We start from the raw sequence: 19,600 nt of genomic DNA, 5'->3' as shown, positions 1-19,600 counted from the left end.
GACTCACCACTCCCCGAGACGGGTCATCCGCTCCGCGACCCGCTCCGGAGTCGGCTGCGGCAGATGACCGGCCAGCTTCCCATCAGCCAGGAACAGCACCCCGTGCGCAGCCGACGCGGCGACCGGGTCGTGCGTCACCATCAACACGGTCTGCCCCATCTCGTCGACCACGCCCCGCAACAACTCCAGCACTTGGCGCGCGGTGCGGGTGTCCAACGCACCCGTCGGCTCGTCGGCCAGCACCACCTCCGGCCGAGTGATCAACGCACGGGCGATCGCGACCCGCTGCTGCTGCCCGCCCGACAACTCCGCCGGACGATGCTCCAGCCGCTTCGCGATACCCACACCGTCCACGATCTGCCGCAGCCACCGGGAATCCGGCTTCCTCCCCGCCAACCGCATCGGCAACGTGATGTTCTGCAGCACGTTCAACGACGGCAACAAGTTGTACGCCTGGAAAACGAACCCGATCCGCGTCCGACGCAACTCCGTCAACGCCTTCTCGCGCAACCCGCTCAACTCGGTCTCGCCCAGCAGCACCCTGCCCGAACTCGGCTTGTCCAACCCCGCCGCACAATGCAGAAAAGTGCTCTTCCCCGAACCCGACGGCCCCATCACCGCAGTGAACGAACCCTGCCGGACACCGACCGACACCCCGTCCAAAGCCGTCACCGCACCATCACCGGAACCGTAAATCTTGCGTACCGCTTCCAGCTTCAAGGCGCTGGTTCCGCCTGTGTTCATCGCGTCGTGCTCCTCGCACCCGGCAGGTTCTCTGTCGAGAAGAACGCTATGGCGACGCGGGTGGCGAAACGATCCCGGCAACGGGCGTCTTGGGGGTAGCGCAGACACCACCACCTCCAGCGGTGTCGCCCCATGGGTCTTCTTGGCGGCGGTTGCGGTGATCCTGGCGCGGCGGGGTCGCGAGGGGCCGGGGTCGTGAAGGGACCATTGAGGGAATCTGCTTCCCTCAATGGTCCCCTCACGGACACCAAGACCCTCAAGGGCCCCCTCACGGACAGGCAAGTTCGGCAATCGGCAGCGGGGCGTGGCAATTCTCCGCCGGGAAACCACCACCAGCGCGGCCGGGGAAACCTCGATGGGACACTGTCCGGGTGAAGAAACGGCTGCGTACGTGGTGGTCCGGTGTCTGGTACCTCACGGTCGGCGCCGGCACCGGATTCATTGCCATGCTGCTCTTTTTCGCGCTGGCGATCGTCGCGGCGATGTCGTTGATCGGCGTCGGGATCCCGGCGATTCCGGTGGCGATGAAACTGCTGCGCCACCCGCTCCGTTTCGAACGCCGCCGAGCCGCGCGGCGGCTCGGCGAGCCGATTCCGGAGCCTTACCTCAGCGGTTCACCGGTCCGTGATCCGGCGACGCTGCGCGACCTCGGCTGGCTGGTGCTGCACGGCTCGGTCGGTTTCTTCGTCGGCATCTTCGCCTTCGCGCTGCCGCTGGGCGGCCTGCGGCAGCTCCTCACCGCCGCGGCCTGGTGGCTGGTGCCGGGCGGGATCCCTAGTTCGACCGCGTTCCAGGTCGATTCGTGGCCGAGCGCCGGGCTTTGCGCGCTGATCGGAATCGCGATGATCGCGCTCTCGTTCTGGGCCGTGCCGTTCGCGAACTGGCAGGCGCGGGCGGCCAAAGCACTGCTCAGTCCGCGCCCGGGCGCGCGGATGACCGACCGGGTCGTCGAACTCGCCGCCACCCGCGCCGCCGCGCTCGAAGCGCACGGCGCGGAACTTCGGCGGATCGAACGTGATCTGCACGACGGCGCGCAGGCCCGGCTTTCCGCCGTCGTGCTGCAGATCGGCATCGCCGACCAGCTTTTCGCCCAGGATCCGGCACGGGCACGGCAATTGCTCGGCAAAGCGCAGGACGCCGCGACCGCCGCCCTCGCCGAACTGCGGACCGTCGTGCGGAGCATCCACCCGCCGCTGCTGACCGACCGCGGGCTGGACGGCGCGGTGACCGCGCTGGCCGACCGGTCCGCGATTCCGTGCACTGTGGACGTCCGCAGCAGCGCGCGCCGCCCAGCCGCGGTGGAGGCGGCGGCGTACTTCATCGTCGCCGAAACGCTCACTAACGTGACCAAGCACGCCCAGGCTGACCAGGCATGGATTACGCTCGACGGCACCGCCGACACGCTGCGTGTCGAGATCCGCGACGACGGCCGGGGCGGCGCGGACGAATCCCAGGGCAGCGGACTGGCCGGGATCCGCAAACGCGTCGAAGCCTTCGACGGGACCGTCACGCTCACCAGTCCGCCCGGCGGACCGACTGTTCTGGAAGTGGAGTTGCCATGCGGGTCGTGATCGTCGAGGACGACGCCCTGCTGCGAGAAGGTCTCGTGCTGCTGCTGGAAACGTCTGGCATCGAGGTGGCGGCGGCGTTCGACCACATCGACGACTTCCTCGCGTTCATTCGCGAAGACCGGCCGGACGCGGTGATCACCGACGTCCGGCTGCCGCCGACGCACACCGACGAGGGCCTGCGCGCGGCCGTGCAGGCGCGGCAGCTGCACCCCGGGCTGCCGGTGCTGGTGCTGTCCGCGTACGTGGAAACCGGGTACGCGGCGGAACTGCTGGCCGACGGCAAGGGCGCGGTCGGTTACCTGCTCAAGGAACGGGTCGGCAAGGTCGCGAAGTTCCTCGACTCGCTGGAACGCGTCGTGCAGGGCGGGACCGCGATGGACCCCGAGGTGGTCACCCAGCTGCTGGCGCACCGCCGGGACCCGCTGGACTCGCTCACCGCCCGCGAACGCGAGGTGCTCGGACTCATGGCGGAGGGATACAACAACGCCACCATCGCGGAGCTGCTGGTGGTCAGCGACGGGACGGTGCTCAAGCACATCCGAAACATTTTCGCGAAGCTCGGACTGCCCGAGGACAATGGGCACCGGCGGGTGCTGGCGGTGCTGGCCTATCTGAACGGCAAACGGTAGCGCTGGCACTACCGTGAAGTCGGGGGTTCAAGGTATGTCGGCGGGCACCGGCGTTTTCTAGTGTTCTCGGCATGGAAAAGGAAGCTTCGCGCAGCCGCCAGGTCGGCGGCCCGGTGGTCACTACCCTGCTCTGGCTGATCTTCATCGCCAGCGCCGCGACGAATTCGGTCGGTGGCTTCATCGGAATGGATTACTCGTTCCGGATGATCGCGGGCGGGATCGCGGTGGCGTTTCTGGTGATCCTGATCGTGCGGTTCGTCGCCCGGACCAAGGACTGAGGCCGCCGGTGGAACGCTGTGCCGTTGGTGCCCAGGAAATCGGGTCGTCCGGCGCGACTGGCGGGCAGATCCAGACTGTCCACGACGGACTCTCCCGGACCGGTGCCGCCGGAGTGTCCGAACTGGACTCCTGAAAGCCGGTCACGCCCACGTCGAGCAGTACCTGCCCGGCCTGCTGCCGCGCGGCAGCGACCTCCGGTACGGATGCTCGTGCAGCACACCAGCGGGCTCGACGACTGCCTCCGGACGAGCTGCTGACCTCACCGAGCTGAACGCGAGCATCGCCGGTGCTCCGAACGAGCGGGAGTGCGGCCTGGGTCCGGCCGGAAGCCGGACCCAGGCCGCACCCGGTCAGGACACCTTGGGCGTCGCCCGCACCCCGAAGTGCAGGTACGGCTCGCCGGTCGCCAGCGAGTAGAACACGATCGGCAGCCAGAACTGCGCGCCCGGCGGCTTGATCAGGAACAGGGTGTCCGAGAGCGGCACCAGGTCGTACTCCTGGACCCGGTCCTGCTCCGGCACCAGCTCCGCCAGCGCACCGGTCGCGATGGCCTTCAGGCGCAGGCCGTCCGAGCCCTGCGAGACCTCGATGCGCGACCCGGCCCGCTCGTACACGCCGAAGTGGCGGCTCGCGTCCACCTCGACCGGGGTAGCCGGCGGCTCCAGCGGGCGCGGCATGGCCACGTCCGCCAGTTCGGCGAAGATCTCCCGATACAGCTCCTCGTACAGGTCCCGCGCGTGGCCGCCGTTGGTCAGCAGCGTGACCGCCAGTCCCTGGTCCGGCAGCAGCCGCAGGAAGGCCGACTGGCCGATCGTGTTGCCGTCATGGCCAATGAGGCGGCGGCCGTTCCAGTTGTCGCGGATCCAGCCGAGGCCCCACGAATCGCCGAGCGCGTACGGGTTCGGGACCTTGACCTGCTCCGCGGTCATCGCCTCAACCGTTTCCTCCGACAGCAGCCGGGTGCCGTCCTCGGCGACGCCGCCGTTCAAGTGCAGGCGGGCGAACGCGAGCACGTCCTTGGCCTGCGCGCTGATCAGGCCGGCAGGACCGGCCGAACGGGGCAGCTGCCAGGCCGGGGCCAGCTTCGGCTCGTCGCCGTCGGTCTCGACATGACCGACCGCGGCGCGGTACAGCAGTGCTTCTTCTGGCAGCGTCACGGTGTGGGTGAGGCCCAGCGGAGTGAACAGCTTCTCCCGCATGGCCGCGTCCCAGGTCTTGCCGGTGAGCTTCTCGATCACCCGGCCCATCAGGATGAATCCTGAGTTGCAGTAGGAGAACGTCGCGCCGATCGGATGGTTCTGCGCGGCCTCGGGCAGCAGGTCCACGTACTTTTCGACGCAGTCGTCGCCTCGGCCGGTGTCGGTGAAGATATCGCCGTCGATGCCGCTGGTGTGGGTCAGCAGGTGCCGCATGGTGACCGTCTTGGTCACGTCCGGGTCGGACAGCCGCAGCTCCGGCAGCACGTCGGCAATCGGCGCGTCGAGGTCCAGCAGGCCCTCCTCGACCAGCCGCATCACCACAGTCGCCGTCCACACCTTGGAGATCGAGCCGATCTGGAAGAGCGAGTCCTCGGTGACCTCGACGCCGGTCTTCGCGTTCAGCACGCCGTGCGTCGCGAACACCTCCTCGCCGGTCTCCACCCGCAGAATGCCCAGCGACGCACCGGGGACGCGGTGCTTGCGCGCCAGTTCGGCGAGCCGGCGGTCCCAGTGGGCGGCCTCGATCGGCACCCGCGAAACGCCGTCGGCAGGGCCTGCGTACTGCTCGACCCATTCGAGCACCCGCCGGTTGTAATCGGCGCGGTGCGACGGCGGTCCGTCCAGGATGAACAGGTGCGCGCCGCCTGGGTACAGCACCAGCCGCGACGGGACGTCGCGCTCGCGCAGCGCGGTGAACCACTGCTCGGCCTGCCCGACCGGGCAGCGTACGTCCTCGGCGCCATGCAGGATCAGTGTCGGCGTGCGGACCTGGTCGACCTTCGAGTACGGCGACAGTTCCGTGTAGTCGGTCCAGGCCAGTCCGTCGAACTCGTTGACGGCCATGAAATGCCCGCCGTCGGAGGTGCCGGACATGCTGGTCAAGTCGCTGACCACGCCACCGGCGACCGCGGCCGCGAACCGGTCGTCGCGGCTCGTCAGGTAGCAGGTCATGTAGCCGCCGTAGCTGTACCCGGTGACCGCGAGCCGGTCCGGGTCGGCGAGGCCCTCGGCGACCAGCTGATCGATCGGTTCCAGGAAGTCGGCGGCGTCGGCGCGTCCCCAGTTGCCGACCGTCGCGGCATAAAACGCTTCGCCGTAACCATCGCTGGCGCGCGGGTTGAGAGTGAGCACTGCCCAGCCGCGAGCAGCGAGCACTTGGTGGTACAGGTGAATCGCGTCGGCCGCACCGTTCCACGCGTTGTGCGGGCCGCCGTGGATGTCGATCAGCAGCGGTTGACCGCCAGTGCGTTCCGAGTCACGAGTCAGCCACCCTTCGACGACGGTGCCGTCGCTGATGGTGAACTCGCGCGCTTCGCGGTCGAACAGTTCCACGTCGGACAGTGCTTCGCCGTGCCTGGTCCGGACGTCCTGCGCGCCGGTGACCCGGTCGAGCACCACGATCTCGCCGAAGGAATCCGCGGTGGCCAGCACGACCGCCGCCTGGTCCCCGACCAGGTCCATTCCGGACACCACGTGGCCGGCACCGGTCAGGATCGGACGCGGTTCCCCGCCGGCCAGGTCCACTTCGTACAGATGGGTGCAGCCGCGGTCGCGGATCGCGAACACCACGATGTCTCCCGCGGCGTTGAGCTGCGGCAGCACCCCCGGGTAGCCGGAGCCGCCGGGCATCACGTTGCGGTCGAGGGAAGCGGCCAAGTTGACGGTCTCGCCGCTGTCCAGCGAGACGCGCAGCAGGCTGAGGTGCCCAGTGGCAGTGTCGGTGCGGCCGATCACCAGCAGCGCCTTGCCGTCGGCAGTCCAGCTGGCGGTGCCCGCCATGCCTTCGCCGCTGCCGACCTGCTTCGGTTCCGAATTGCGCTCAGTGACATCGAGAACGTAAGCGGCGGACTGGAAAGTAAGGTCCGCGTCGTCGTCGCGCGCGCCGGTGAACGCGAGCTGCTTGCCGTCCGGCGACCAGGTCGGATCGCCCGCGTGCCAATCCCCGAAGGTGAGCTGCTTGACCTCGCCGGTCGCGACGTCCAGCACGTGCAGGTGCTTGCGATAGGTCTTCAGCAGCCCGGCACCGTCGGCCTTGAAGTCCAGCCGCTCGGCGACGATCGGTGCGTTAGCGGGCGGCGCTTCGACCGTCGCGGCGAGATCAGTGGCCGCGGAAAACGCGATCTTGCCGCCGTCCGGGCTCCAGACGGGCGCGCCCGCGCCGAGCGGGAGCGACGTCTTCTGCTCGGCTTCGCCGCCGTCTGCTGGCAGCAGCCACACCTGCGGCGGGCCGTCCTGGGCGCGCAGGAAGGCAATCTGCTCACCCGACGGCGCCCACCTCGGGGCCGCGTCGCCGGTGCCGCGAGTCAGCTGCCGAGCCTCGCCGGACGCGGTCGCGACTGTCCACAAGGTATCGACGTTGCGGTCCTCGGCCTCATCGGCGGTCCGCACGACGTAGACGATCCGGCTGCCGTCCGGCGAGAGCGCCGGCTGACTGGGCGCGGCGAGGTGATAGAGGTCTTCGATGCCGAGACGGCGGGTCATACGCTGGCTCCTCTGGAGATCGCGGGCTCGTGGCCCTCGGTTTCGACGAAGTGGCAGGCGGCGGCGTGCCGCCGGGGCGCGGCGTCCTCGGCCGGATCCGCGCGCAGGCACAGCTCGCGGTCGTCCCGCACGAGCGGTCCGATCGGGCAGCGCGGGTGATACCGGCATCCGGCAGGCGGGTGATGCGGGTCCGGCGGTTCCGCATCGGCGGTCGCGCTGGGTTCGAGGTCGAACAGCGGCTTGTGCGCCGACGGCGCGGCGTCCAGCAGGTCCCGGGTGTAGGGGTGCTGCGGGTCGGTGAGCACCTGCTCGGCTGGTCCGGCCTCGACGATCCGGCCGAGGTACATCACCGCGACGAAGTCGCTGAGGTAACGGATCACCGCGAGGTTGTGCGAGATGAACAGCATCGACAGGCCGAGCTGCCGCTGCACCGAGCGGACCAGGTTGAGCACCGCGCCCTGCACGGAAACGTCGAGCGCCGAGGTGATCTCGTCGGCGATCAGCGCTTCCGGCTGCCCGGCGAGCGCCCGGGCCAGCGCGACCCGCTGCCGCTGCCCGCCGGACATCTGGCCGGGCAGGTGCTCGGCCCGGTCCGGATCGAGCTGGACCAGCTCGAGCAGCCGGGCGACCTCGGCCCGGCGCGCCGCTTTGCCGGGGAACGCGCCGCGCGGCATCGCCTCGATGATCGACTCGCCGATCGTCATCCTCGGGTTGAGCGAGGAATACGGATCCTGGAACACCATCTGCAACGGACGACGGCGCGGCAGCCGCCGGACGTCCGTCCCGCCGAGCAGCACCTGGCCCTCGCTCACCGGCGAAAGCCCGACCGCAGCCCGGGCCAGCGTCGACTTGCCGGACCCGGACTCGCCGACCAGGCCAACGACTTTGCCCGCCGGAACGGTCAGCGAAACCCCGTCGACCGCGGTCATCCGGCCGTACCGGACGCTCACCCGGTCGAAGATCAGCTCGCTCATTCCGCGCCTCCCGGCAGTCCGTGAAGGGAACCTTCCGGGACTCTGATTCCCTCAATGTTCCCTTCACGGACTTCGTCCGCGGAGGGGCGCGCGAGGGGGGTGTCGTCCGGATGCCAGCACGCCACCCGGTGTTCCGGCGCGACGACGGTCAGCTCCGGGTCCTCCGCCCGGCACTGGTCGGTCGCCAGCGGGCACCGCGCCGCGAACGCGCAGCCGTCGGGCATCCGGCCCGGCTCTGGCGGACGGCCGGGAATCACGGCGAGCGCCGCGTCGCGATCGGTCTCCAGGTCGATGGTCGTGGCGAGCAGCGCCCGGGTGTAGGGGTGCCGCGGCGCCATCTCCGGCCCGGCGGCCGGCAGGTCCTCCACGATCCGCCCCGCGTACATCACCAGGATTCGTTCGCAGGTCTGGGAAACCACCGCGATGTCATGGCTGATCAGGATGATCGCGGTGTCCCGTTCCGCGCGCGTCTGCGCCAGCAGCCGCAGCAGCTGCCGTTGCACGGTCACGTCCAGCGCGGTGGTCGGCTCGTCCGCGATGATCAGCCGCGGGTCGCCCATCAGGCCCATGCCGATCATCGCGCGCTGCCGCATCCCGCCGGAGAACTCGTGCGGGTACTGCTTTGCCCGCCGCGCGGCGGCCGGGATGCGCACCGCGCGCAGCCGGTCGACGGCCCGTTCGAGCGCCTTGGCCCGGGAGAGGCCGTGGTGCTGCTCGGAAACCTCGGCCAGCTGGCGGCCGATCCGGCGGGTCGGGTTGAACGAGGTCATCGGGTCCTGGAACACCATCGCCAGCGACGTGCCCAGCAGCGTCCGCAGTTCGCGCTCCGGCGTGGTGAGCACCGGCGTGCCGGCGAAGTCCAGCCGGTCCGCGGTCACCGAACCGGGCGACTCGATCAGCCGCGACACCGCTAGCCCGGTCAAGCTCTTGCCGGAACCGGATTCGCCCACCACTCCGATAGCTTCGCCAGCCCGCACGGTGAAGCTCACCCCGCGTACCGGGACCGTCCAGCCGGACGGCCGCGGGAACGCGACCTCCAGGTTTTCCACCACCAGCACGGTGTCGTCCGGGTTCGCGGGCGCGTCCGCGTTGGCCGTCCGAAGTGGACGCGACAGCAGCCGGGGCAGCCGATCCCGGACTCCGATCACCCCGGCGACCGTCTCGCCGAACAGGTTGAACGCGAGTCCCGCGACGACCACCGCGACGCCGGGTGCCAGCGCGGCGGCCGGGTTGACGTAGATCCCGTTGAGACTCTCGTTGAGCAGCCGGCCCCAGTCGTAATCCGGGGCCTGCACGCCGATCCCGAGGAAGGACAGCCCGGAGAACGCCAGCAACGCCCCGCCCGCGCCCATGGTGGCGTTGACGGCCAGCGGTTCGCCGATGTTCGGCAGGATGTGCCGGGCCAGCAGCCGGATCCGGCCCACCCCGGCGACCCGGGCAGCGGACACGAAGTCCCGCCCGGCCACCGACGCGGACAGCGTCTGGGTCAGCCGGGCGAACTGCGGGGCCAGCGCGAACCCGATCGCCAGCACCGCACCGTTCGTGCCGACGCCGAAGATCACCGCGAAGAACAGCACCAGCAGCAGACCGGGGAACGCGACCGCGACGTTCACCGCCGCGGTCAGCAGGCGCGCGAGCGGGCGCGGCAGCACCGCGGGCAACATGCCGAGCACGAGTCCGGTAACCACCCCGATCGCGGCCGCGATCAACGCGAGCACCACCGAAAGCCGGGTCGCGACCAGCACCCGGTAGAAGATGTCCCGGCCCAGTTCGTCCGTGCCGACCAGGTGCTGGCCGGACGGGGCCTGCCCGATCGCGTTGGTGTCGATCGCCGAAGCCGCGCCCTGCCACAGAATCGGGCCGAACAGCGCGACCGCGAGCACCAGCGCCAGCAGTGCGGCCGAGCATGCGCCCAAAGGCGTGCGCAGGGCGGCCAGCCACTGCGCTCCGCGTCGTTTCGCCATCTCAGCTCTCCCGGATCGTCGAACGCGGATCGAGGACGGCCAGCAGCACGTCCACCACGAGGTTCACCAGCAGCACGCCGATGCCGTAGATCAGCACGATCCCCTGCACCAGCGGGTAGTCCTTCTGCAGGATCGACTGCGAAATGGTGGAACCGAGGCCCGGCCAGGCGAACACGTTCTCCACCAGCACGGTGCCCGCGACCATGGTGGTGAACAGCATCCCGCCCAGCGTCAGCGTCGCGGTCAGCGCGTTCGGCAGGGCGTGGCGCAGGTAGACCAGCCGCGCGGGCAGGCGCTTCGCGCGGGCGGTGCGGACGAAATCGTTGCCCAGCACGGAAAGCGTTTCCACCCGGACGATCCGGGACATCGTTGCGATCGGCCCGAGCGCCAACGCGATGACCGGCAGCACCAGCGAACTCGCGCTGTCGTGCCCGGCCACCGGGAACCAGCCGAGCTGCACCGCGAAGAACGCCACCAGCGCCACCGCGACCAGGAACTCCGGGATCGCGGCGACCAGCACGCTCGTCGAGGTGAACGCCAGCTCCGCCCCGCGCCGCCGCCCGCCGCGGGTCAGCACCGCGAAGGTCAGGCCGAGCGGGATCGCCAGCGCGATCACCACGAGGAACGCCGGCAACGCCAGCTGCAGGGTGTTCGGCAGCCGGTCGGAGATGATCTCGCTGACCGGCTGGCCGCTGAGCATCGAGACGCCGAAGTCACCGCGGAACAGGCCGCCGAGGTAGTCGAAATACTGCTGCCACAGCGGATGGTCCAGTCCGAGCGCGGCCCGGCGGGCGTTCACCAGCTCGATCGGCGCGGTCAGCCCGAGCGCCGCGCGCACCGGATCGCCCGGGATCAGCTGGATCATCAGGAACGCCAGGGTGACCAGCGCCCACAGCGACACGACGAACCGGGCGAGACGGCGGGCGCCGAAGGTCAGCCAGGGGCTGACCTTCGGGCCCGCGACGGCGATCGCGCCGGTCATCAGGAGTACATCCGGATTGACGACGGCTTCAGGAGCCCGCCCGCGATCTCGAACCGGGCGTTGCTCCCGAACGTCGGCAGCACCGTGTTCGCGAACAACGTCATGTCCTGCTTCGCGACCAGCGCGGACTCGGCTGCCAGCCAGTCCCCGCAGCCTGCCCCGCCCGCCTGCGTCGCCGCCTTCGCGACCAGCGCGTCGTACTCCGGGTTCTTGATGTGCGCGAAGTTCGTGCCCTGCGGCGGTTCCCCGCCGGAGACGAACGGCACCAGCTGGCTGGGCAGGGTCAGACCGAGCGGTGCCAGCGAGATGTCCCATTCGCCGGTGGCGAACAACGCCTGGCTGATGCCCGGGCCGTCCAGCGCCTTGAGCGTGACGTCGACGCCGACGTTCTTCCAGCCCTGCTGGATCAGCTCCGCGCCCGCGGCCATGGTCGGGCCGGCCTGCGAAGCGTAGACAGCGGTCAACGCGAGCCGTTTGCCGTCCTTCACCCGGATGCCGTCCGGCCCCGGCTTCCAGCCGGCCGCGTCCAGTGCCGCCTTGGCCGCGGCGACGTCCAGCCCGGGCACCTTGCCGGCGACCGAATCACCGGTGCAGGGCAACGGGTCACCGGTGACCATGCTCTTGACCGGCGCACTGCCGTCGCGGGTCAGTACCTTCGCCGCCTGCGGCAGATCGACCGCTTGCACCAGCGCCTTGCGGATCGACTGGTCCGCGGTGGCCCGGCCGGACGCCTGGTTGAAGAACAGCTCGCCGATCGGCTGGATGACATCCGCGTGGAACAGTTTCGCCGCGCGCAGCCGCTGCTGGTCCTGCCCGATCACCTCGCCGGCGTTGACCTCGCCGGACAGCAGCAGGTTGGACGTGGTCGTCATATTCGGGACGACGCGGAAGACGACCTTGTCCGGCAGGCCCTTCTCCTTGTTGTCGAAGCTGCCTGGGCCCCAGGTGTAGTCCTTGCGCCGGATCAGCGTGTAGTGGTCGTTCGGGACGCTCTCGGAGACGGTGAACATCCCGGTGCCGTTCTCGCCCTTGGCCAGCGTCTTGCGGTCGGCCAGGCCCTTGGCGCAGACGATCGGCACGCCGCCGAGGTTGCGCAGCAGGAACGCGTCCGGCGCGCCGCTGGTCACCTGAACGGTGCCGGCCGCGTCGTCGGCGACCGCCTTCGTGCCGACCTTCACGGTCACGCCCGCGATCGGCGACTTGTTCGCCGCGTCCCCGACGAAGTTGATGCTGTCGACCACGTCCTTCGAGGTCAACGGCGTGCCGTCGGCGCAGGTGATGCCCTTGCGCAGCGTGAACGACGCGGTGGTCGTGGTGGCTTCCCACTTCTGCGCGATGGCGGGCTGGATGTTCCCCTGGGGATCGAGGTTGATCAGTCCGTCGTAGAGGAACTGGTCCATGCGGCGGGCCACCGACAGCACGGTGATCGCCGGGTCGAGCGTTCCCGGGTCGGAAGCGATGGCATAGGTGAACGTCTTGCCGTCCACCAGTTTCTGGTTCGCGGTCCGGTCCTGCCCGGATTGCGCTGATCCCCCGCACGCGCTCACGGTCAAGGCCACTACGCCCGCCATAGCGGCGGTGAGCCGAGCAGTCTTCATGGGAATTTCTCCTACGGGGTGACGGTCTGCGCGGAGAGGTGGTCAAGCGCCAGCCGGGCGGCGGCGCCGATGGACCCGTCGACCGCGGGCAGGCGGTCGGCGAGAGAGTGGGCGCGGGTGAATACCGCGACCGCGAACTGGCGACCGTCCCCCAAGGTCACCACGCCCGCTTCGTTGCGGACACCGGGAAGCGTCCCGGTTTTCGCCGCGACCGCGACGCCGGACGGGAAGCCCGACGACAGCCGATGCGGCCAGATCTGCTGCGCCATGATCGTCCGGACCCGTTCGCAGGCCGCCGGGTCAGCGGCCCGGTCGGTCCAGATCGCGTCGAGCAGCGCGGTCATCTCGCGCGGTGTCGAGGACGTAGTGCGTTCCGGGTCGCGCACCGAGAGCTTGTCCAGCTGTTCCGGAGTCGCGCCGCCGAGCACGGCTTCCAGATCGTCGTCCGGGCTGCCGCCGAGATCCGCGATGACGCTCGCGAACAGGTCTTCGCAGCAGCCGATCAACCGGGTACGGGACAGGCCGAGGTCGGCCAGCACCCGGTCCACCGCGTCCTGGCCGACGCGGTGGTAAATCAGGTCGGTCGCGGCGTTGTCGCTCATCGTGAGCATGAAGTGCGCCAAGTCGCGCCAGCTCATCTCGACGTCGTCCGCGCAGCCCGCGGTGCCGATCCCGCCGGTCCGGTACCGCGCGGTGACCTTGGTGCGTTCCGTCTCGTCCAGCCGGCCCGCCACCACTTCCCGGGCGTAGGCGACGGCGAGCGGGATCTTGAACACCGACGCGAGGACCACCGGATCATCGCCGTTTACGGACACCTCGGGCCCGTCCGGAACGCCGATCTCGCGGGCGTGCAGGAAACCGTCGGTGTCCGCGTCGGCGAAAACCGCTTCGATCTGTTCCTGGACGCTCATGCCGAGACCCGCCGGTCCGCGCGTCCAGTGTGGAGGAACTGGACGTGGCCGTTGCCGTCGTCGCCGACGAAGGCGTGCGGCAGGTAGACGCCCGGCACCATCGGAACGGTGGCAACGAAGGTGTCCCCGCGGTAGGGCAGCAGTTCTTCCTTGCCCGACGGGCCGCCGATCTCGGCGAAGATCCCCTTCGGTGTGCGCTCCATCCACAACCGGCCCTCGTCGTCCGCGGTGACGACGGTGTCGGCGACCATCGAGGAGTACTCGCCGACGAACCGGGAAAGGTCCGGCGCGGCCGACGAATCCGGCGCGGGCAGCGGCGGGACCTGGATGCCGGCGAGCTCGGCCATCAGCTTGCCGAAGATCGCCTGGTACACGTGCAGCGGCTCGCCGCCGTTGGTCAGCAGCGCGATCGCGACTCCGTGTTCCGGAGCCACCCGCAGGAACGACGACTGCCCGATGGTGCCGCCGTCGTGGCCGATCACCTTGCCGCCGTCCCAGTCGAACAGCATCCAGCCGAGGCCCCACTGACCGGCCATGATGGTGCCCAGATCAGGCGTGTCCACCTGCGGTTCGCGCATCGCGAGCAGCGACTCCGGCAACACCACCTGAGTGCCGTCGTCGGCTTTGCCCTCGTTGAGGTGCATTCAGGCGAACGCGAGCAGGTCGCGCGGGCGCATCGCGAGGGTCGAGCCGGCCGCCGAGTTGGAGCGGGGCAGCGCCCAGACCGGAGCGGGCACCGGTGCCTCGCCCGGAGCCGGAGTGACATGGCCGATCGCCGCGCGGTAGCGGATCGCGTCGTACGGGCCGGACGCGGCGTGGGTCAGGCCGAGCGGTTTGAAGAGGTGCTCGCGCACGCAGTCGTCCCAGCACTTGCCGCGCAGTACCTCGATGATGCGGCCGAGCACGCAGTAGCCCGCGTTGTTGTAGGAGAACCGCTCGCCCGGCGGGAACAGCTGGGGCACGCTGCCGAGCGTCGCGACGAGCTTCTCCACCGCGTCGTCGCCGACCCCGGTGTCGGTGAAGATGTCGCCCTCGAACCCGGCGGTGTGGCAGGTCAGCTGCCGGACGGTGATCGCGGCCGCGGCCTCCTCGTCGCCGATCGCGAACTCGGGCAGGTAGTCGCGCACCGGCCGGTCGAGATCGACCTTGCCCTCGTCGACCAGCTGCATGATCAGCGTGGTCGTCCACACCTTGGTGATGGAACCGATCTGGAACACCGAGTCCACAGTGGACTCGACGCCGGTGCTCTTGTTCAGCACACCGGCCGCGTGGTCGATCACCTCGCCGTCGGCGAGCACCGCGATCGCGGCTCCGGGCACCTGGTGCTCGGCCAGCAGCACGGCGAGGTTCTCCTGCAGCCAAGTCTCGATTTCGGAAATTTTCGACATGTGCACCTTCTGTCCGGGTGGGGGTGGTCCGGCGTTTCCGGAATGCTAGGTCCGTGGCGGACGTCACTTGTTCGTCCGGACCGAGGAGAGCGAAGCGAAAGTTCGTCCGCACCGACGAATCACGCGGTGCGCAGCGACTCCACTGCCGTCGCCGCGGCGAATCCGATGAACGCGTCGCGCTCGGGCACCCGGGAACGGGAATCCTCGGCACGCGTGAATACCGACACCGCGTACCGGCCGCCGTCCGGGTACTCGACCACGCCGACCTCATTGCGCACCGACGGCAGCGTGCCGGTTTTGCCGCTGGTGCGAATCCCGTCGTCCGGGAACCCGGACCGCAGCCGGTGCGGCCAGACCTGCAATCCGGTCCAGCGCCGGACATCCGCGCACGCTTGCGGCGGCGCCGCCTCGTCGCGCCAGATCAGGCCGAGCAGCCGGGTCATTTCCGCAGCGGTGGTGCGGCAGGTGTTTTCCGGCTGCAATGCGCGCAAACCGGAAACCTGTTCATGACTCAGTTCGGAAAGCAGCCGTTCGTCGTCCTCGTAGGCCACGCCGAGATCTTCGCCGATGGTCGCCAGCAGCTCGGCGCAGTCCTGCGGAACCGCCGTTCGAGCGAGTCCGAGCCGGCGCAGCGTCGCATTGACCGAATCCTTGCCGATCTCGGCCAGAATGAGGTCGGTGGCAACGTTGTCACTGATTCCGATCATCAGGATCGCCAGCTCGTGCCAGGACATCACGACCTCGTGCCGGAAGGTGGCCAAACCGTACGGGCTGGGGGTCGGATGTCCCGGCCGGACGGCGATCCGGTCGCCGAGGTCGCGCAGGCCCTCGGCGGCCTGGCGGGCGAGTTCGAGCGCGACCGGGATCTTGAACACCGATGCGGTGACCACCGGAACGTCCGCGCCGATCCCGAACGTCGCGGTGCCGTCGACATCGGCGGCCTGCAACCAGACCTCGACCCCGATCTCGTTCGCCCGGCGAAGGATCTTCTCGGTTGCGTCGGCGGTCATCTGCGCTCCTGTCTACTTCGGACGGATCCGGCCGGAAACAGGCGGGAACCCAGTCCCGCCTGTTTTGTTCATTCATTCTGTGCACGGCGGGCAGGGCGCAGCTGGTGCGATCGAACGAAGGCCGCCCGGCGGTTTGCGCCGGGCGGAGCAAGCAGGGTCAGACCTCTTCTGGCTTGTCCAAGCCGCGCAGCAGATGCAGCTGGACCATCGCGGCGAACCGGTCCCCCGAATCCTCCAGATCGATGCCGCCGACTTCGGCGAGCCGGCGCAACCGGTATCGGAACGTGCTCGGATGCACGTACGCGGCCGCCGAGGCGGCCCCGATGTCGCCGAAGGAATCGAGCCAGCATCGCAGCGTATGCACCAGCTGTGACTGGTGTTTCGTGTCGTAGGCGAGCAATCGGGCAATCGGCCCGGTCGCGACATCGCCGCGGGCCGCCGACAGGTCCGCCAGCTCCAGCATCAGCGCGTCGATGTGCGCGTCCTCGGCGGTGATCACCCGTTTGCTGCCGCCGTTGGTGAGCAACACACGCAGCGCTCGGTTCGCGCCGTCCCGCGACGCGCGCAGCCCGGAACCGTCCGCGGCGAGCGGCCCGATGCCGATCGCGGCGGCGACCCGGCGGCCGGTGCGTTCCAGGAAAGTCGACGCGACGCGCACGGAGCGTTCGCGGCAATCGCCGTTGCTGCCCGGCATCGGGACGATCCCATAAGCGACATCACCGATCAGCGCGACCGCCGACCGCGGCTGGACCGCGCTGAGGTGCATGGCGAGCGCATCGGCGACCCGCTGGCGTTCGGCGACCAGCCGGAGATCGTCGTCCGGCGCTTCCAGCAAGCCCATCGCGAGCACGATCGTGGGCTGGCCCAGCAAACCGAGCCGCGCGATCGCCTCCGGCGCTCCGGAACCGCCTTCGAGCGCGGTGCTCACCAGATCGGCGCGCAGCCGACGTTCGACGTCCGCCCCCGCGCGCAGCCGAAGCATGTGCAGCGCAACAATCTTCGACGCGTCCACCAACGCCGTCGTACGTTCTTCGCTGAGATCTTTGTCGACAGCGGCCCAAATCGACCCGAGCACCTCGTCGCCGGCCCGGACCGCGACCGCCACCCGGGCCATCGAGATCTTCTCGTCGTAGCCATCCGGATAGACGTAAACCGGTTCGTTGCCCCGGTACAGGCGCTCGAAAACGCCTTCCTTCTCCAACTCGCGGGTGAACCGTTCCGGCACCTGGCGGCCGAGAATGGTTTCCGCGCGCGAGGCGTCCGCTTCGTCCTGGCGGCCGGAGAAGGCGAGCACGCGCGAGTTGCGGTCTTCGATGGTGACCGGTGCGTCCAACAGCGCCGCGACCGCGTTGGCCAGCGCGAAAAGGTCTCCGGAGGGCATGCCGCCGAGCGTCTGCGGGGAAACGTCGCCGACGTCGCCCTCTGCCAGCAGCGTGCGCAACATCGCCGCGAGCTGCGCCCACGACGCGCCGCTGGCCAGCCCGAGCAGCGCGACCCCGGACGACTCCGCCGCCCGGGTCACCTCCGCCGACGACGCGACCGGCGCCCGCACGACCAGCGCGGCGGCACCGTGCGCTCGCGCGGTGTGCAGCAGCTGCGCGATCTCGCCGGGCTCGCGCACGCCGACCCCGAGAACCACCGCCTGCGCCGGGAACTCGGCGTCTTCGTGCGGGTCGTGGATCACCACTCCGCCGAGATGGCGCCGGGTGTCCCGGCCCACCGCGACCGGCTCGAGGAGCACGTCCCCGAGTGCTTCGAGGACGCGGCCCAGACTCGTGTGCGGCTTGCTCGGCACTGGTGTCAGCACCCCCCGAAGGTAGATCCAGCATGGATCGGACCGGCTGGTGCGATCGGACCAAATCTACCCTCGGAATTGGTGCTGGGCTACGAACCGATCCATACCTTTTCGGTGGTTACCTCGTCCAGCAGCTCCGGAATCGGGGCCACGCCGAGGCCCGGTCCGGTCGGCACCGGGAGGTGCCCGTCCTGCAGGACGAACGGTTCGGTGATGTCGGTCCGGTAGAACCGGTCGGACGCCGAGGTGTCGCCGGGGAGGGTGAACCCGGGCAGCGAAGCCAGCGCGACGTTCGCCGCCCGGCCCAGCCCGGTCTCGATCATTCCGCCGCACCAGACCGGGATCGCGTGCGCCGCGCACACGTCGTGCACCCGGCGCGCTTCCAGATAGCCGCCGACACGGCCCGGCTTGATGTTCACGATGTGCACCGCGCCGAGCTTGATCGCGTCCGCCGCCGCGCGTGCCGAGACGATCGACTCGTCCAGGCAGATCGGCGTCTGGATCCGCTTCGCGAGTTCGGCGTGGCCGAGCACGTCCTCCTCTTCCAGCGGCTGCTCGATCAGCAGCAGCCCGAACGAGTCGAGCTTGGCCAGGTGCTGCGCGTCGCCGAGGGTGTAGGCGGTGTTCGCGTCCACCTGCAGCAGCACGTCATCGCCGAATCGCTCGCGGACCGCGCGCACCGGGTCGACGTCCCAGCCGGGTTCGATCTTCAGCTTGATCCGCACGTAGCCCTCGTCGAGATATCCGCCGACGACGTCGAGCAGCTGCGGGATGGTGTCCATGATGCCGACCGAAACGCCGCAGGGAACGGTGTCGCGCACCGAGCCCAGTTCGCCGCCGAAGGACCGGCCGAGCGCGCGGAGTTCGGCGTCCAGCACCGCCATTTCCAACGCGCCCTTGGCCATCCGGTGGCCCTTGAACCTCTCCAGCAGCGGCGTCACCTTCGCCGCGGTGATCTCGCCTGCCGCCAGCACCGTCGGGATCAGGTGATGGCGCAGCACGTGCTCGGCGCCGGCGTTGTACTCCGACGAGTACACCGGGCCGGGCATCGTCACGCATTCGCCCCAGCCCTCGCCGTCCGGCGTCACCGCGCGCAGCAGCAACAGGTCCCGGACGGACTGGGTGCCAAACGACGTCCGGAACGGGGCGACGAGCGGCATCTGCACCTTGCGCAGTTCCACACCGCTGAGTTTCACTGCTCCTCCTTGGAAATCACGTACCAGCCGGCTCGATCGAAGCCGGTCACCCGGCCGCCGGAAGTCATCAGCCCGGCGAGCGAGTCGCGTAGCGCAGCCCGCCACGCGGCCGCCTGACCGGGGTTGCTGCGGCGCAGCCCTTCGATGTCCGGCGGGACCGCGACGAGCGCCACCGGAGCGTCGGCGGAACCCTCGACCGGCCCGCCGTCTTCTCCGATCGACAACGCGACGGCCGCGCCGTCTTCGCGCAGCGCGTTGGCGTCGATGCGAATCGGTTCGCCGAACGCCGCGGTGCGCACCGCTTCGCTCTTGAGCGCCCAGGAGACCATCAACCGGTCGGTGTCGCCGGAGCCATTGATGCCGTCTTCCATCGGACCGTAGAAGTCGCGCAGGTAACGCACCGGAAGCGCACCGAGTTTGCCGAGGTTGAAATAGGCGTTGCGGCGGATCAGCGGATCGAAGGTCCACTTGATCGCCAAAACATCCTGCGCCAGCGCCCAGCCGCGCTGATGCAATTTCAGCGCATACCCGATTCCACGGCCCGCGCCGGCCTTCGCCACCCCGGCGATATGACTGTGCAGGCTCGCCTTTCCGGGGTTTCCGAAAAACCCGACGCACCCGCCGAGCAGTTCGCCGTCGGCGAAGGCGCCGGCTACATAATTACCGGCCGAGGTCAGCGCGCGCAGCATTTCCGTGTTCACCGGCCGGGTTCCCGGCGCGGACTGCCAGATGGTCTCGAACAGCGCCCCGATCTCGGTCAGCTCGGCGATCTCGGTGAGCTCCCGGATCTCGACCCCCGAGGCCGCGGCCGCCGCCCGCGCGACGGCGACCGCTTCGTCGCGCAGCGCCGAGGCGACCGGCAGCTCCGTGTTCATCGCA

At 69.6% G+C, this 19,600-nt stretch carries 14 protein-coding genes and 1 pseudogene; 3 read left to right on the top strand and 12 right to left on the bottom strand.

Annotated elements, in window-relative coordinates; genetic code table 11:
• Positions 1-3: 3 nt before the first annotated feature.
• Positions 4-744: an ABC transporter ATP-binding protein gene (locus AMYBE_RS0139005; RefSeq protein WP_020664836.1), complete on the bottom strand. Its 741-nt coding sequence runs from the start codon at positions 742-744 to the stop codon at positions 4-6.
• A 371-nt stretch (positions 745-1,115) separates the two neighbouring features.
• On the opposite strand from AMYBE_RS0139005, the gene AMYBE_RS0139000 reads away from it, so the two are divergent.
• The 3 genes from AMYBE_RS0139000 (at position 1,116) to AMYBE_RS0138990 (ending at position 3,222) form a co-directional block, all read left to right on the top strand.
• On the top strand, positions 1,116-2,315 hold the full coding sequence (locus tag AMYBE_RS0139000) for a sensor histidine kinase (RefSeq protein ID WP_020664835.1): 1,200 nt from the start codon (positions 1,116-1,118) through the stop codon (positions 2,313-2,315).
• On the top strand, positions 2,303-2,944 hold the full coding sequence (locus tag AMYBE_RS0138995; protein ID WP_020664834.1) for a response regulator transcription factor: 642 nt from the start codon (positions 2,303-2,305) through the stop codon (positions 2,942-2,944). Before AMYBE_RS0139000 ends, AMYBE_RS0138995 begins: the two co-directional genes overlap by 13 nt.
• A gap of 71 nt (positions 2,945-3,015) precedes the next feature.
• Positions 3,016-3,222: a hypothetical protein gene (locus tag AMYBE_RS0138990; RefSeq protein WP_020664833.1), complete on the top strand. Its 207-nt coding sequence runs from the start codon at positions 3,016-3,018 to the stop codon at positions 3,220-3,222.
• 351 nt (positions 3,223-3,573) lie between these two features.
• On the opposite strand, the gene AMYBE_RS0138980 is transcribed toward AMYBE_RS0138990, so the two are convergent.
• The 11 genes and pseudogenes from AMYBE_RS0138980 to AMYBE_RS0138930 all read right to left on the bottom strand — a co-directional run bounded on the left by AMYBE_RS0138980 (position 3,574) and on the right by AMYBE_RS0138930 (position 19,596).
• Positions 3,574-6,903: a serine hydrolase gene (locus AMYBE_RS0138980; protein ID WP_020664831.1), complete on the bottom strand. Its 3,330-nt coding sequence runs from the start codon at positions 6,901-6,903 to the stop codon at positions 3,574-3,576.
• A complete protein-coding gene (locus tag AMYBE_RS0138975; protein WP_020664830.1) occupies positions 6,900-7,877 on the bottom strand; it encodes an ABC transporter ATP-binding protein in 978 nt (325 codons plus the stop codon). The genes AMYBE_RS0138980 and AMYBE_RS0138975 overlap by 4 nt, the downstream gene beginning before the upstream one ends.
• Positions 7,874-9,841 (bottom strand): dipeptide/oligopeptide/nickel ABC transporter permease/ATP-binding protein, encoded by a 1,968-nt coding sequence (locus AMYBE_RS0138970; protein ID WP_020664829.1) that lies wholly within the window; start codon positions 9,839-9,841, stop codon positions 7,874-7,876. The genes AMYBE_RS0138975 and AMYBE_RS0138970 overlap by 4 nt, the downstream gene beginning before the upstream one ends.
• 1 nt (position 9,842) lies before the next feature.
• Positions 9,843-10,823, bottom strand: a complete 981-nt coding sequence (locus AMYBE_RS0138965) for an ABC transporter permease (RefSeq protein WP_020664828.1) — start codon at positions 10,821-10,823, stop codon at positions 9,843-9,845.
• A complete protein-coding gene (locus AMYBE_RS0138960; protein WP_027928483.1) occupies positions 10,823-12,421 on the bottom strand; it encodes an ABC transporter substrate-binding protein in 1,599 nt (532 codons plus the stop codon). The genes AMYBE_RS0138965 and AMYBE_RS0138960 overlap by 1 nt, the downstream gene beginning before the upstream one ends.
• A gap of 11 nt (positions 12,422-12,432) precedes the next feature.
• Positions 12,433-13,332 (bottom strand): serine hydrolase, encoded by a 900-nt coding sequence (locus tag AMYBE_RS0138955; RefSeq protein WP_020664826.1) that lies wholly within the window; start codon positions 13,330-13,332, stop codon positions 12,433-12,435.
• Positions 13,329-14,720: pseudogene (locus tag AMYBE_RS43095) on the bottom strand (serine hydrolase domain-containing protein). The gene AMYBE_RS0138955 and the pseudogene AMYBE_RS43095 overlap by 4 nt, the downstream one beginning before the upstream one ends.
• 119 nt (positions 14,721-14,839) lie before the next feature.
• Positions 14,840-15,730 carry a serine hydrolase gene (locus AMYBE_RS0138945; protein WP_020664823.1) on the bottom strand — a complete coding sequence of 297 codons (891 nt, stop codon included), beginning with the start codon at positions 15,728-15,730 and terminating at the stop codon, positions 14,840-14,842.
• A gap of 157 nt (positions 15,731-15,887) precedes the next feature.
• On the bottom strand, positions 15,888-17,537 hold the full coding sequence (locus AMYBE_RS0138940) for a PucR family transcriptional regulator (protein WP_027928482.1): 1,650 nt from the start codon (positions 17,535-17,537) through the stop codon (positions 15,888-15,890).
• Positions 17,538-17,614: 77 nt separating this feature from the next.
• On the bottom strand, positions 17,615-18,721 hold the full coding sequence (gene menC, locus AMYBE_RS0138935) for an o-succinylbenzoate synthase (protein WP_020664821.1): 1,107 nt from the start codon (positions 18,719-18,721) through the stop codon (positions 17,615-17,617).
• On the bottom strand, positions 18,718-19,596 hold the full coding sequence (locus AMYBE_RS0138930; protein ID WP_020664820.1) for a hypothetical protein: 879 nt from the start codon (positions 19,594-19,596) through the stop codon (positions 18,718-18,720). Before AMYBE_RS0138930 ends, menC begins: the two co-directional genes overlap by 4 nt.
• Between the last annotated feature and the right edge of the window lie 4 nt (positions 19,597-19,600).

The organism is Amycolatopsis benzoatilytica AK 16/65, from assembly GCF_000383915.1.
Classification (GTDB): Bacteria; Actinomycetota; Actinomycetes; order Mycobacteriales; family Pseudonocardiaceae; genus Amycolatopsis; species Amycolatopsis benzoatilytica.
Note: the sequence above shows the minus strand (reverse complement) of the source record. Positions and strands in the feature narration are given on the sequence as shown.

Excerpts from the sequence above, each read along its gene's own strand:
- AMYBE_RS0139005 (WP_020664836.1), bottom strand. The coding sequence starts at position 744 with ATGAACACAGGCGGAACCAGCGCCTTGAAGCTGGAAGCGGTACGCAAG.
- AMYBE_RS0138995 (WP_020664834.1), top strand. The coding sequence starts at position 2,303 with ATGCGGGTCGTGATCGTCGAGGACGACGCCCTGCTGCGAGAAGGTCTC.
- AMYBE_RS0138990 (WP_020664833.1), top strand. The coding sequence starts at position 3,016 with ATGGAAAAGGAAGCTTCGCGCAGCCGCCAGGTCGGCGGCCCGGTGGTC.
- AMYBE_RS0138980 (WP_020664831.1), bottom strand. The coding sequence starts at position 6,903 with ATGACCCGCCGTCTCGGCATCGAAGACCTCTATCACCTCGCCGCGCCC.
- AMYBE_RS0138975 (WP_020664830.1), bottom strand. The coding sequence starts at position 7,877 with ATGAGCGAGCTGATCTTCGACCGGGTGAGCGTCCGGTACGGCCGGATG.
- AMYBE_RS0138970 (WP_020664829.1), bottom strand. The coding sequence starts at position 9,841 with ATGGCGAAACGACGCGGAGCGCAGTGGCTGGCCGCCCTGCGCACGCCT.
- AMYBE_RS0138965 (WP_020664828.1), bottom strand. The coding sequence starts at position 10,823 with ATGACCGGCGCGATCGCCGTCGCGGGCCCGAAGGTCAGCCCCTGGCTG.
- AMYBE_RS0138960 (WP_027928483.1), bottom strand. The coding sequence starts at position 12,421 with ATGAAGACTGCTCGGCTCACCGCCGCTATGGCGGGCGTAGTGGCCTTG.
- AMYBE_RS0138955 (WP_020664826.1), bottom strand. The coding sequence starts at position 13,332 with ATGAGCGTCCAGGAACAGATCGAAGCGGTTTTCGCCGACGCGGACACC.
- AMYBE_RS0138945 (WP_020664823.1), bottom strand. The coding sequence starts at position 15,730 with ATGACCGCCGACGCAACCGAGAAGATCCTTCGCCGGGCGAACGAGATC.
- AMYBE_RS0138930 (WP_020664820.1), bottom strand. The coding sequence starts at position 19,596 with ATGAACACGGAGCTGCCGGTCGCCTCGGCGCTGCGCGACGAAGCGGTC.